This window comes from Rubripirellula reticaptiva, from assembly GCF_007860175.1.
Classification (GTDB): Bacteria; Planctomycetota; Planctomycetia; order Pirellulales; family Pirellulaceae; genus Rubripirellula; species Rubripirellula reticaptiva.
This window is the reverse complement of record NZ_SJPX01000004.1, coordinates 323298-335883: the sequence shown is the minus strand read 5'-3', so window position 1 is coordinate 335883 and position 12586 is coordinate 323298. Positions and strand designations below refer to the sequence as shown.

12 protein-coding genes and 1 pseudogene are annotated in these 12586 nt (G+C 51.4%); 8 read left to right on the top strand and 5 right to left on the bottom strand.

The window, feature by feature from the left end:
- Positions 1-14: 14 nt before the first annotated feature.
- From Poly59_RS18185 to Poly59_RS18170, 4 genes are all read right to left on the bottom strand, one after another.
- A complete protein-coding gene (locus Poly59_RS18185; protein WP_146535545.1) occupies positions 15-1547 on the bottom strand; it encodes a PDZ domain-containing protein in 1533 nt (510 codons plus the stop codon).
- 357 nt (positions 1548-1904) lie between these two features.
- Positions 1905-3542, bottom strand: coding sequence for a DUF4339 domain-containing protein (locus Poly59_RS18180; RefSeq protein ID WP_146535544.1), 1638 nt, complete (start codon positions 3540-3542; stop codon positions 1905-1907).
- Between the two features lie 60 nt (positions 3543-3602).
- A complete protein-coding gene (locus Poly59_RS18175; protein WP_146535543.1) occupies positions 3603-4355 on the bottom strand; it encodes a hypothetical protein in 753 nt (250 codons plus the stop codon).
- A 138-nt stretch (positions 4356-4493) separates the two neighbouring features.
- On the bottom strand, positions 4494-5237 hold the full coding sequence (locus Poly59_RS18170; RefSeq protein ID WP_146535542.1) for a GYF domain-containing protein: 744 nt from the start codon (positions 5235-5237) through the stop codon (positions 4494-4496).
- Between the two features lie 183 nt (positions 5238-5420).
- Between Poly59_RS18170 and Poly59_RS18165 the strand changes: the two genes are divergently transcribed.
- The 5 genes from Poly59_RS18165 to Poly59_RS18145 all read left to right on the top strand — a co-directional run bounded on the left by Poly59_RS18165 (position 5421) and on the right by Poly59_RS18145 (position 9078).
- The gene (locus Poly59_RS18165) at positions 5421-6017 is read left to right on the top strand and encodes an RNA polymerase sigma factor (protein WP_146535541.1); all 597 of its coding nucleotides are present in this window, start codon (positions 5421-5423) and stop codon (positions 6015-6017) included.
- On the top strand, positions 6017-7744 hold the full coding sequence (locus tag Poly59_RS18160) for a protein kinase domain-containing protein (RefSeq protein WP_146535540.1): 1728 nt from the start codon (positions 6017-6019) through the stop codon (positions 7742-7744). The genes Poly59_RS18165 and Poly59_RS18160 overlap by 1 nt, the downstream gene beginning before the upstream one ends.
- A 284-nt stretch (positions 7745-8028) precedes the next feature.
- Entirely contained in the window at positions 8029-8415 is a 387-nt protein-coding gene (locus Poly59_RS18155) for a cupin domain-containing protein (RefSeq protein ID WP_146535539.1), read from the top strand.
- Between the two features lie 13 nt (positions 8416-8428).
- On the top strand, positions 8429-8863 hold the full coding sequence (locus Poly59_RS18150) for a GNAT family N-acetyltransferase (protein WP_246151753.1): 435 nt from the start codon (positions 8429-8431) through the stop codon (positions 8861-8863).
- Between the two features lie 47 nt (positions 8864-8910).
- On the top strand, positions 8911-9078 hold the full coding sequence (locus Poly59_RS18145) for a DUF2256 domain-containing protein (RefSeq protein WP_146535538.1): 168 nt from the start codon (positions 8911-8913) through the stop codon (positions 9076-9078).
- A 249-nt stretch (positions 9079-9327) separates the two neighbouring features.
- On the opposite strand, the pseudogene Poly59_RS18140 reads toward Poly59_RS18145, so the two are convergent.
- Positions 9328-9555 (bottom strand): annotated as a pseudogene (locus tag Poly59_RS18140) (transposase); the annotation flags it as partial.
- A gap of 69 nt (positions 9556-9624) precedes the next feature.
- Here Poly59_RS18140 and Poly59_RS18135 point away from each other — a divergent pair.
- The 3 genes from Poly59_RS18135 to Poly59_RS18125 are packed head-to-tail and all read left to right on the top strand — an operon-like array spanning position 9625 to position 12432.
- Positions 9625-10041, top strand: coding sequence for a hypothetical protein (locus tag Poly59_RS18135; protein ID WP_146535537.1), 417 nt, complete (start codon positions 9625-9627; stop codon positions 10039-10041).
- Between the two features lie 28 nt (positions 10042-10069).
- Positions 10070-11017: a ribokinase gene (gene rbsK, locus Poly59_RS18130; protein WP_146535536.1), complete on the top strand. Its 948-nt coding sequence runs from the start codon at positions 10070-10072 to the stop codon at positions 11015-11017.
- Positions 11014-12432 carry a nucleoside hydrolase-like domain-containing protein gene (locus Poly59_RS18125; RefSeq protein WP_146536080.1) on the top strand — a complete coding sequence of 473 codons (1419 nt, stop codon included), beginning with the start codon at positions 11014-11016 and terminating at the stop codon, positions 12430-12432. The genes rbsK and Poly59_RS18125 overlap by 4 nt, the downstream gene beginning before the upstream one ends.
- Positions 12433-12586: the final 154 nt, after the last annotated feature.

Below are 12586 nucleotides of genomic sequence, written 5' to 3'. Positions count from 1 at the left end.
GTAGTTGGTGTCCGTTAGTTGGGGAACACTGAAAAAACTTTTCGCTGACCAAATCGCTCGACAGTTAGAGCAACTTCGTCTCCAATAACTGTGGTAGCGAGAATGTCGAGTACCTGTTGCATACTGTTCGCCGAACTGCCATCCACTTGAAGTATCACATCACCGGACTTGATCCCAGCCGACGCTGCGGCGTCTCCCTCTATTGTGCGTTTAACCAAAACACGTTGGCCCCGCTGGTCTAATGCCATTCCAAACGACGGGGGGAACTTTGCTGCAACGTCCATGCGGCGGATTGCTAGTGGATGGTCTGATCGCACCCCGATAGACAACGCTGCCCGATCCATGTGAGGTGCTTCGATTTGAAAATCGTATTCCATCGACTTCCCAGCGGGCTGAACAACTCGCACGAGATTAGTAAAGTTTCCTTTCTTGTCACGCTCTGCAACTAGAACCATTCCGGGGTCCGCATCAGGTTCCGGCGACCTTGCTCCATGCAGCCCGACGATCAGGGTTCTATCTTGTATATTGAATTGGACAAGCAACGCCCCGTCGCTATGCCCTGACAGTGCTATCTGTAATTCGATAGGAGCCATGATCGAACGTGGCAACCCAAACGAAACATTTTTTCTTTCCTTCGGTGATAAAACAAGCAATCCGTCATCTATCGCCAAGTGATTGTCAATCAACAGGTGCTGCTCACTCGCAATAGATCGGGGGTTCAGTCCCGACAGATCCTTAAGTTGGGCAAAGTCAGAAACCACGTGAAGCCGTCCATCTGTTTGTCTCCAAACGGGTGACGTGCCAAATATCGCTATTCCCTTTTTGTCGCCATCAGCCTCGGCAAACTGAACGGGTTTATCTTCGCTATTCACTCCGATGACACATTTGCCGTTTTTGGCAATTGAAATCGAGAGCCCTTTGAAGACACAATTGTCAGGTTGTCGCACCTCACTTAGAGACGATGCAAGCTTGCTAAATTCTTTGGTTTCAGTGGATGTCGTGTCAGGACGGTGAGAAAAAGACTCTGCACCATGACTGTCTGTATTGGATTTCGGGATATCCAAAGCCACGTCATTCACATCGGGCGATTGTGCTAGTTTCCCCCACGGCATTTGAAAACTCAACCAAACCATTGCTCCGATGCAGATGCTGATTACGCCCATGATCCCAGCAAAACCGGAAACAATACCGCTGCCTTCGCCGTAAATCCTCTCAGGCGACTTTTGGTGTTTGGCGTGCGATTTAGAACGCCGCTTTCCCGCTTTGTTTGTCTTTGCATGAAGACCGATAAGTCTGTCATATTCAAACTTCGTTGCCGGGACGACCAGCGTCGCCACCGCTTCGTCGATTTGCCCAAGAATTTTGTAGACCGCTCTGTCATGGTCCCCTCCTTGCTTGGACAGCACATAGCTTCTTCGTTGTTCCGCAGCACTACGGATGACCGCTTCGTCGCTTTCGCCGGGTTCGAGCGAAAGAATGTCATAGTATGTCGGTGGCCGCCGGTCGGACGGGATGCCAAGCCACACTCGGTAGGGATCAATAGACATGAGTGATTTCCAAGGGTATCGAATCGTTTTGACAGCTAAACAAATTTCCGACTTTGACTGGCAATTGCAGCCACTGGTTATCGGTTCTTCCCCGTAAACAGAGCCTGCTTAACTTCAGACGTGAAGTTCTTACGACACGAACTGCAGGAAATTAATCGACCACCGTTCTGCATCGTGATTGTGTATGTGCTGACTGCACCACACTTCGGGCACTGACTAGCGTCGGTTTCGTGCGCCATGATTCTGCTCGCTCTGGAGTTGTTGGGGGATCTGGGATCAAGAAAGTTTTCGACCCACCGAATAGTAAAAGAGAAAACCAGCGACATAAAGTCGCATGGAAGTAATCGCTGGTGTCCGCTACTTGGACTGGTAAAATCCAATCTGAACGACGGCGGTATCACGAAGAACACCGTAGCTCACTTGGTACTCCAGTCGGTTGCCAGAAGATTTTAGCAGACTACTGTTGTTCTTCGCAGCAATGCCATTTGGGATACCTCGACGGATATCCGATTCGTATGCTTGACGACATTGGACATGAAAACTTTGGTCAACGGTGAATCGTTCGTCCGTCTCGAACCGAGTAATAAAGCCCCCATCCGCATCGTAGAGATTGATGACCAACGGGAGCAGCCAGTTGGCCTCCATCCACATCGACGTTTCAACATCGAAGTCAAGTACAATCGATGTGTCGGTTTTGTGCCCCTTCAAGTCCTTAATGCTCGGGTTGTACTTCTGCTCAATCCACCGGGGCGTTTCCAGTGTCGTACCAACCTGAGTCGCTAGTTCAATTGCGTTAGCAAGGGGTGGTGGCGTTTGTGCTTCGGGTTTCAAGCTGCTTAGGTCCACGATCTGGCAATCGGTTAGCACAAACTGACCTCGAATGAACACTTCACTGAAGGTGCCCGCAATCGAGAATTGCCGCCGGTCTCCCTTCCACGCATCGGGAGCCTTGAAACGGCACATTGCAACCATGCCGTCCTGACATTCAATGCTGATTTGCGAACCAGACTCGTGTTCCCCTTTGGCAAACGACACGCCAGACACGACCACCGTTTTTCCCACGTGATTTTCGATTGGCTTGCCCTGCTGCTTGTCTGAAAACAATGCGGCGTAGTTGGCGACACCTTCCCTGAGTTTCGACGAATCAGCAGTCGAATCCCCAGTTGATGAAAACGTGGAAATGGCAATGTACATCAACAGCAATCCCACGCAGGCTGCTCCCACCAAGACCAATCGCTTGGGACGCAAGAAGGAACTCGACGCCGAATCTTCATGCGTCTCTATTTCAGTGACGATTTCGTTGACTCGACTCTGCAAGGTTTCGATCTGAGAAACTAGCGATGATTCTCCTGCTGCTTTGCCATGAAGTTGGAAGGCGGATTCGCCTAGATCCTTTACTGCCTGCGATTTCTGAACACGAAGCGTTCCTTCCTCTGCCTTCAACTTGGCTTTTCGGGCAAGCGACTTCGCCTTACCAGAAACGCCTTCCTCAACTGAAATCGAATTCGCTGCATCTTGAATTGAAGTATGCTTCTTCTCGATTCCATCAATCCGCTGGTGTATGTCTGGAAAGTCCGATCGAAACTTCGCCTGACGCCGAATCTCTTCGCCAAGTTTTGAATACGCCCTCGGAAGATCCACTGTTTTGATACGTGCCATCTCTGCTTGGCGTGCTGCAACGACACCAGCATTTTTTGTTGCGTCTGCGATTTCAGATGCCGACGATTTCAACTTTTCAAGGAGTGTCGGGTTCGCTGCGGCCACTACTGGTTCAGGCTGTGATGCTTTCTTTGGAAGTGGTGGCGGTCCAGCAGTCGGTTCTACACGAATCAGTCCTTTCACTGATTTTGCACGAACCCACTTCTCCGTGGATTCGTTTCGCACCAGATCGTCAGCCTCTATTCTGCCAGCGTCTGCAAGTTGTTTGAGTTCCTTCGCAGGAACCGGACCATGTTGATGACCGTCTTTTTTGAAAAACCAATTTTGTTGTGTCATACTGTGCGTCTCGAATTTCGGGAGTGCGAGGCTGGTGAATCGAATGAAAGTAAAACCGGCTCAATTTTCAACGGGTGGCCGCAGGGTTTCTCGCCAGTCAATCTTTGATTTGCCACCAGTGTTCATTGTGCTAACTCGTCGAAAGATGCCGATGCCTTTGGCGAAAGTCGTTTCAACATCAATCGAACCCGAAGTGCCAACGGGAACGGACTGTCGTACGACCGCACATCGAACGGGAGTGTCGGTTTCATCCAAGTGCAATTGCCGATCTTCAAAGCGAACAACCGTGAATGTGGTTGTTTCGCCGTAGATCACTTGATCCCACTGCTCGCCAGCGGTTGCTCCAGTTTTAATCAGTGGCGTCCAGTCCATTTGGCCGGAACCATCGTTCATCTGTCCCAGTTCGACGAAGCCATTTCGTTTTCGGTAATGCTCATCTGCCCCGGCTGGAAACGGAATGGAACCGCCCGCCCCGCCAGCAATGAAGCTGTCAATATTCTGACTCCGCATTACATTGTCACGATCGAAGCTGATTTCGATTTGCGATTTGACTTGCTGGTCACCAAGGTGTGAAACACGAACGTAGTGAAGTTTCGTTCCTGCATGATAGGGAAAGAATTCTTCGTTCAATTCATCACCGATAGATGAACCTTTTGGTTCAGTTGCTGATCCGTCTCGGTTCTTTTCCGCTTGGACGTTTGCATAGCCTTCGGGATCAATTGTTGTGGCGATGATCGACAGAACACCACTGCAAATAAGAAGCAGCACAAAGAGTCCAGCACAACCTCCACATCCGATAGTCACGTATTTCACGATTATTGAGTCCTTTTCAATTTCTGATTGCCGTGGGAAGATGTCATTTACTTTAAGCCTTTGGGTTTGGTGTAAACACAATTCGGTGGCTCGAAGAAATCCACAAACTAATTGAGTAACGAGAAAGTTCGTGTTGCATCACTTCGCTTTGACACAGATCATCACGTCGGCCACATAAAAGCTGATGTATGTTGTGGCAAACAGGGGAAGCAGCCCCAACGAGAGTGTTCCGAAGACAATAAAGAAAGGAATACCGATGATGAAGATGCTGGCGATTCCACTGAAGATTGTTGCCATCATGCACACGCCAGTCAGAACTCCAAGAATCAGTGGCAAGCCCAGCATTGCAAATCCGGCTTTCTGTCGCCCAGCAATGATCGATCCCAAACCAGTAATGCCAGACCAACCGGCAGCAACGGCGACGACAATTGCGACGACCTTATGAGGTGTCGAGATGCCGGTTTCCATTTGCATTTCTTCGCTGATCGCCGCCTTCGCCATGGCAATTTTTTCGTTGATTCGGGCAACCTGCTTTCGAAAAAATCCTGCGATTCCTGCCGTCTTTTGCTTTACTCCGCAATGCGGACAGATGACTGCTGCCTCGTTGATTGCTTTCCCACAAGACTCACAGAATTTTTCACTGGCTGAACGCCCAGTGGAAATCGACGCCGACTGGCTTGGGACTGGCGGCGGGGCGGTGTCCGGTGTCGTGACGATCAAACCTTTGACGGCAGTGGCTGGCTTCCACTCCGGCCAACCTTGTTTCCAAACAAGGTCGGTAGGCTGAAGCGCCCCGTCTGTAACGAGTTGCTTAAGTTCCGTGGAGGAAATTGGACCAGTCCGCTCGTCGCCTTTTGAGTAGTACCATTCGCCAGTTGCCATGTGTTTTCTCGGAGATTCAGGGAAGTTGTTGGATGCATTACTAAGCGAGAGCCAGCAACAAATAGGCTCACATTTCTCCTAACTGGTGTCCGCCAGAAACTCCTGAGCCTATTTCCTCTTTGTTCTCGCTCAGGTTTGTGTGGGCTGATTCATTCCTGCAAACGACCCAGTAAACTGGGCGGCATGAATCACCTCGGACACACAACTGCTCTCCAAGAACGCTTGATCGAATTCAATTCAGGCGATTTGGAAGCTCGTGAAGCGATCATCGAGCACACATGCGAGCGTCTCAGGCTTAGAACAAGGCAAATGCTTCGATCATTCCCAACGGTGTCGAGATGGTCACAAACCGACGACGTTTTGCAGAACGCCATGATTCGGCTGCACAAATCGCTGGCCCAAGTGAAGCCTGAATCACCGAAGCAGTTTTACGGACTGGCAGGAACTCAAATTAGAAGAGAATTGATCGATCTGGCTCGCCGCTTCTCTGGCGCAGAAGGTGTTGGTGCCAACCACGACACGAATGCTGGAGAAACCGCAGGGAAATCAGCGGACACCAACTACGAGCCTGAATCGCTAGAGCATTGGTCTGAATTTCACGTTGCTGTCGAACAGTTGTCAGAAGATCAACAGGCGGTTGTTGGCCTGTTGTGGTACGACGGAATGAGTCAACCAGAAGCATCGAAGGTACTAGGGATTTCACTTGCGACGTTGAAACGACGTTGGCAAGCTGCACGGTTGCAGCTCTCGGAACAACTGAAGTCACACTGGATTGATTGATGGAAAACCGTGACGACATCATCGCCAATCTGCTGCTTCGCTGGGAAGAATCCTTCGAGCATGGCGATGATGTTCCTGCCAAAGAACTTTGCCAAGCTCATCCCGAGCTATTCGATGAAGTGCAGTCCAAGATCGAAGATCTCAAGAAGATGTCGTGGATGACCAGAGACGATGATCTGGGCGTCGAACAGCCTGACGAACTGCTGTCACAAACTCTTGGCGATCGCTACCGAATTGAATCGCTGATTGCTGCTGGTGGTTTCGGCAAAGTTTACCGGGCGTTCGATCCCGAACTTGAACGGCATGTTGCTGTGAAAGTCCCGCATCGACAAGAGTCGAACGGTCAAGTTGATGCTCTCGTCGAAGAGGCTCGCCGTGTCGCAAAACTGAGGCATCCGGGGATCGTTTCCGTTCACGATGTTGGCAGAGAAGACGGAACGTATTTCATCGTCAGTGAACTCATTGATGGCAAGAACCTAAGCGAAGTGATTGCTGACCAACGGCCAAGCGTCAAAGGTGCCGTGCTGTTGGTCGCCAACATCGCTGAGAACCTCGAAGCAGCACACAAAGCGGGTTTTGTTCACCGAGACATTAAACCAGCGAACATCTTGATTGATGAAAATGGCAAGCCGTTAATCACCGACTTCGGAATTGCGTCAACGCATTTAGACGAAGAGACTGCGACAAAGGGCACACTCCCGTACATGGCCCCTGAGCAGATCGCAAACGAAAAGCAGTTGATCGACCATCGAGCCGACATTTACTCGCTTGGTGTGGTGCTGTACGAACTGTTGACGGGCGAAAGTCCGTACTCAGCTAGAACGCCGGGGACACTACGTGAGCAGATTCTCTTCCGATCGCCAAAACCGATCCCAGATAGCGTCTTGTCTGCTGTTCAAGAGGTGTGCCTGAAGTCTCTGTCGAAGCATCCAGCCGATCGATTTAACTCCGCTGATGAATTTGCGTCAGCACTTCGGCATAGCCTGACGACGTTCCCAACGAAAAATTCAAAACGATACAAATGGTTTGCGTTGTTTGTTACAGGGGTTTTGATGGCGGCAGGCGGATTTTTGGCAGGCCAATTCTTCGACGATGAGGATCACTCGGTCGTTCAAAACGCTTTTGAGGGCGGAATCACGTTCGACGGAACACGTCGAATCGTGACCCCCATCATGAACACTGATGCCCCCTTAACTATTGAGGTTTGGGTGGCTCCCAGCACAAACGACAACTCCGAGAGTCAGTTTGTCGTAGGAAGCGATGTTCCGGGGCACTACGGAATGGGATTGGGGATGGGAGCGAACGGACATCCAATGGTTGAAATCATCCGAAGCGGTCTGGATGCCACTCGATACCGACTACCGACCAATCGCTGGAGCCATCTGGCAGCGGTCTTCAGTTTCGATGAAACGAGGCTCTATCTCGACGGAAAACTGATTGGAACATGCCTTCCCACGGCCAAGGCTGAAGTTGAGTCACCGTTCGTCGTTGGAAACTTGGGGTTTGATCACGGAAAGATGTGCTTTCTTGGGAAGCTTCGATCAGTGAGGATCACATCTGGAGAAAGATTCAACGAAGAGTTTCTCCCAGACGAGAATTTGTCGATCGGTGACAACTCGGAGTCACTGCTGATCTACGACGAGAGCAGTTTTGGTAGCAAACAGATTGAGGATTTGAGTGGGAACGGAAACCACGGCAATTGGGACTCGGTAGTTGTCATTGAGTAAGTCACAGTAAACGGCGGAACGTCACCGTAACAGTGTCGGAAATGTCGGATTCTGTGTCGGATTTGCGATTTCGCAATCGGCGCAAGTTGTTTAGTATCAGCAACTTGCGGTTTGCGAGTTTTGGTTCCGTTATCCTCCACTCGAAAAGCCGCTTGTGATTTCACAAGCGGCTTTTTTCGTGCGTTGATCTCCGGCAATAACAACGGTTTACGTCATTTCCTGATATTTCACCACGTTATATTCACCGGTAATTTCGGACTGCGTAGGATTTCGACTTTCTACGAATGACAAATTCGCCATGTGGGAAGCGATTGTGCCTCGAGGCGGTGGACCACTTCCCGCATGTCCATCGTCGAGAGAAAAAAAGCTTTTATGTTTTGGAAGGAAAAATCACCTTCCAGATTGATGCGAAACGTGTTGTGGCAACCGCTGGCACCTTCGCCTACATGACAGTGAGCACTACCCATTCTTCCAAGAACAAAAGCAATCAAACGGCGAAAATGATCATCTCAATTGCGCCCGCTGGACTGGAAGAAATGTTTTTCGAGTTCGGTGTGCCGCTACCAGAAGGTTCAACCTCCGCATTGCCGCCGACTAAAGACGAGACCGAAACGCTGCTTGCAATTGCACCAAAGTATGGAATCGAAATCAGAGTCCCACAACATGACTAAGGACACGTCGGACGTGATCAGACAATACGAAAATCAGGATTTGAACGATCTATTGACGGCTTGGGCTGCGGCTTCGGAGATTGCTCACCCTTTTCTGTCAGAAGAGTTTCTCGCCACAGAACGAGAAAACATCCCCAATCTTTATCTACCTAATGCCGAGACATGGGTGCATGAAGACGAGGGACAAGTCGTTGGGTTCATTGCCTTAATTGGCAACGAAGTCGGAGCCATCTTTGTGCATCCCAGTCATCAAAGAATGGGCGTTGGTCAACGATTGATGGATAAAGCCAAAGCACTTCGAGAAGAACTCGAAGTGGAGGTGTTTGTAAAAAATGCCATCGGGCGTGCATTCTACGCAAAACATGGGTTTGAACTTCTCGAAGAGAAAGTCCACGATCAAACCGGCTTTGATCTCCTTCGACTTCGTTTTACTGGATCGGCTGGATGAAAATCCAGGTCGCCATTCTCGGCTCTATACTCCTTCTGGCGTGATCGATGGCACACAAGAAACTTAACTTGCCCGAGAAAAACTGCATCGTCTGCGGACGACCGTTTGCTTGGCGAAAGAAATGGGAGAAGGTTTGGGACGAGGTTAAGTATTGCAGCGAAACATGCCGCAAGAACCTAAGTGACACGGCGACTATCAAGTCAGAGAAATCATAAAACTATTTGTCGCCATCCATGGCTCTCTGCTTCTTTTAGCCTTCAGGATTGGTTACGACGCAATCGGCTTGGGTTGTCTTGTCGGCATTGGCCTCTTGGTCATGAACGCTGTTTGCAAACGAACTCAAATGACGAGATATCCAATGGACCAAAAGGTCGCCAAGAAGCTCGAAGGCGAAATTGAGGGAGCGGATGCCAAAGTCACCGTGAAAATGAGCTTGAAACGATTGCCATCCTGCAGGATCTGTTGTCCAAGCTCAAGTCCGCTACTAACGACTTCAATCGCTTATTCTCCTCTTCAAGCTGCTTCAGACGCCGAAGTTCTTCGGTGCCAAGTCCAGCGAACTTTTTCTTCCACCCGTAGAACGTCTGCTGGCTAATCCCAAGCCTGCGGCACACCTCATCAGTCGGTGTTCCGGTCTCGGCCTGCTTGAGCGCAAAGGCAATCTGCTGGTCTGTGAATTTCGACTTCTTCATCGGCGGTTTCTCCTAGGAAATGCCGACTAGATTTCACTCCGATTTCCCCACTTTGCTTGGACCAGTTTTTTGGGTGCAGGTCACAAACGCTGGAGCACTGCCTACGACAACGACTTCGCGGCGCGGATGGATTGGAGCATCACCGGCAAATGCTCCGACGCCAACCATCATCCGGTTGCGGTGGTCAACGGTGACACTTCACGACGAGTTCTGCGGGTCACAGCAGCACCTGGTTCAACGTTGGATTTGAACGCAACTGGTTCAAGCGATCCGGACGAAGATGAATTGATTTACGCATGGTCTTTTTACCAAGACCCCAGTTCCTACAACGGCGAAGTGAAAATCAAAGACCCTTCCGCCGCCGCGGCAAAGCTGATGATTCCAGCAAATGCTGGTGGCAAAAACTTGCACATCATTCTTGAACTTCACGACGACGGCAAACCTAATCTCTACGCCTACCGCCGTGTTATCATCAACGTCAAATGATCATACGCCGTCTGGAAAATGTGATTCCATGAAATCTGCTCGCCGCATCTGCGTCGTTGGTTCGGCGAACATTGACCTGACGTTTCGGACGCCTCGGTTTCCACAACCGGGCGAAACCTTGACCGGCCACGCGCTGCATCAAGGCATGGGCGGCAAGGGGGCTAATCAGGCAGTCGCTGCGGCCCGACTGGGTGCTGATGTCACGTTCATTGCCTGTGTTGGAAACGACGCATTCGGAAAGGCGGCGATCGACGCCTATGCGGCGGAGGGAATTCAGACAACGTTCATTCGACAGGCAGAAGACCAGCCGACCGGAACCGCTGCCATCCTTGTGGACGACGATGCTGAGAATTGCATCATCGTTGTCGCGGGAGCAAACGCAGAGCTTCACGCCGAGGACGTCAAAGCCGCGTCGTCGATGATCGAGCAATCCGACGCCGTTCTTTGTCAGATGGAAACTCCGGTGGATGCTGCCGTCGAAGCATTCCGCCTTGCCCGTGCTGCAAACGTGCTGACGATACTCACGCCGGCGCCAGCCGAACACGTCACAGACGAACTACTGGCTTTATGTGACGTGTGTGTTCCCAACAAGACCGAGATCTCGGCGTTGACAGGGCAGACGGTTGAGACCGAGGCCGATACGCTTCGTGCAGCGGAACGACTTCGTGAGCGAGGCGTGCGGCGAGTTGCTTTGACCATGGGCGGCGATGGCGTTTTGATTCTTGACGACTCGGGATCGACTCACATTCCGGCAATCAATGTGGATGCTGTGGATACAACCGGTGCCGGTGATGCTTTTACTGCGGCACTGGCCGTTTCGCTGGCCGTTTCGCTGGCCGAGGGCATGACCCTCAAGGAATCCGCCCGCCGCGCCAGTGCCGTTGCGGGCATTTCTGTGACTCGACTTGGAACGCAGACCGCATTTCCAACGTTAAAGGAAGTCAGCGAATGGATCACTTTGAAGGAAAACGCATGAGAGACGTGACCGCATTGCTGCTTCTTGTCTTGTTGTGCTTGAGTACTCCAGCCGCTGCTGAAAAACCGCGAGTCTTTGTACTTACCGACATTGAAAACGAACCTGACGATGCGATGTCGATGGTGCGTTTTTTGACTTACGCAAATCATTTCGACATCGAAGGTCTCGCGGCCACGACGTCCATCCACCAGCAGAATCGGATTGCTCCAGAACGCATTCGTCGCATTGTCGAAGCGTACGACAAAGTTCGCATCAATTTGGAGATGCACGAAACAGGCTATCCGGCGGCGGACGTTCTGCTGCAGCGAGTCACCGAGGGCATTCCGGTCTATGGGATGAACGGCGTTGGAGACGGCCATGATTCGCCCGCATCGGAGCTGCTGATCAAGGCGGCAGACAAAACCGATCCGCGACCGATGTGGGTCACCGCCTGGGGCGGACCAAACGTGTTAGCTCAGGCTCTGTGGAAAGTTCGTAAAACGCGATCGCCGGAAGAACTGCAGAAGTTCGTGGCGAAGCTGCGTGTCTATACGATCTCTGATCAGGACGACAGCGGGCCGTGGCTTCGTGAACAATTCCCAGACTTGTTCTATGTCGCGAGTCCCGGATTTCATGCCGGCGGTGCGTACCACCATGCAACGTGGAGCGGCATCAGTGGCGACTACTTCCACGGTCGGTTTTCCGGCGCCGACTTCCAACTGGTTTCAAACGAATGGTTGGAAAAGAACATTCGGCGAAAAGGTCCGCTGGGTGTTGAGTACCCGCACTGGGAATATCTGATGGAGGGCGATACGCCATCGTTTCTTAATCTCATCAACAATGGCCTGAGCGATCCCGAACACCCGGACTGGGGTGGTTGGGGAGGACGCTACGAACTGTACACACCGCGCAAACAGAAGTGGCACCTTCAGGAAGAAACGCGACCGTGCTGGACTGATGCCGAAGACGAAGTGTTGGGAATCGACAACCGCTGGCACACGGACAACCACGCGACGATCTGGCGCTGGCGCTCAGCCTATCAAAACGACTTCGCTGCCCGGATGGACTGGACGATCAAACCGTACGACGAAGCCAACCATCCACCTGCACCAAAACTCGGACACGCCGATCGACTGCCCGCGAAGCCAGGTGACGAAATTCAATTGAGCGCCGAAGGTTCAACCGACCCAGACGGCGATGCGTTGTCGTATGAGTGGTTCTACTACGGTGAAGCCGGCACGTTGTTGACTTCCAGCGGAACCACCGGACAACCGGTACCGATCAAAAACTTTGACCAGGTCAAGGCATCCTTTGTCGTCCCAACACAGCGCGTGATGCCCGGCGTCGGTTCCATGCACATTATCCTCGCGGTGACCGATCACGGGACACCTCGTTTGACGCGTTATCGGCGAGTGATCGTGGATGTGAAGAATTAGATGAGCCAATACTCGCAGAATTGGGTGCTTGAAAGTTCGACACCTTAGTATTTCGTTAGTCTTCGCGAATTTCGCGGGAGACCGACATGTTGAATCCTGAGAGAATGAGCGTTCGACGGTAGACGACGCATATGAACTTGGACGCAACGGACTC

Bases quoted from the DNA above. Each gene is read 5' to 3' on its own strand.
- Poly59_RS18185 (WP_146535545.1), bottom strand. From the start codon at position 1,547: ATGTCTATTGATCCCTACCGAGTGTGGCTTGGCATCCCGTCCGACCGG.
- Poly59_RS18180 (WP_146535544.1), bottom strand. From the start codon at position 3,542: ATGACACAACAAAATTGGTTTTTCAAAAAAGACGGTCATCAACATGGT.
- Poly59_RS18170 (WP_146535542.1), bottom strand. From the start codon at position 5,237: ATGGCAACTGGCGAATGGTACTACTCAAAAGGCGACGAGCGGACTGGT.
- Poly59_RS18165 (WP_146535541.1), top strand. From the start codon at position 5,421: ATGAATCACCTCGGACACACAACTGCTCTCCAAGAACGCTTGATCGAA.
- Poly59_RS18160 (WP_146535540.1), top strand. From the start codon at position 6,017: ATGGAAAACCGTGACGACATCATCGCCAATCTGCTGCTTCGCTGGGAA.
- Poly59_RS18155 (WP_146535539.1), top strand. From the start codon at position 8,029: ATGACAAATTCGCCATGTGGGAAGCGATTGTGCCTCGAGGCGGTGGAC.
- Poly59_RS18145 (WP_146535538.1), top strand. From the start codon at position 8,911: ATGGCACACAAGAAACTTAACTTGCCCGAGAAAAACTGCATCGTCTGC.
- rbsK (WP_146535536.1), top strand. From the start codon at position 10,070: ATGAAATCTGCTCGCCGCATCTGCGTCGTTGGTTCGGCGAACATTGAC.
- Poly59_RS18125 (WP_146536080.1), top strand. From the start codon at position 11,014: ATGAGAGACGTGACCGCATTGCTGCTTCTTGTCTTGTTGTGCTTGAGT.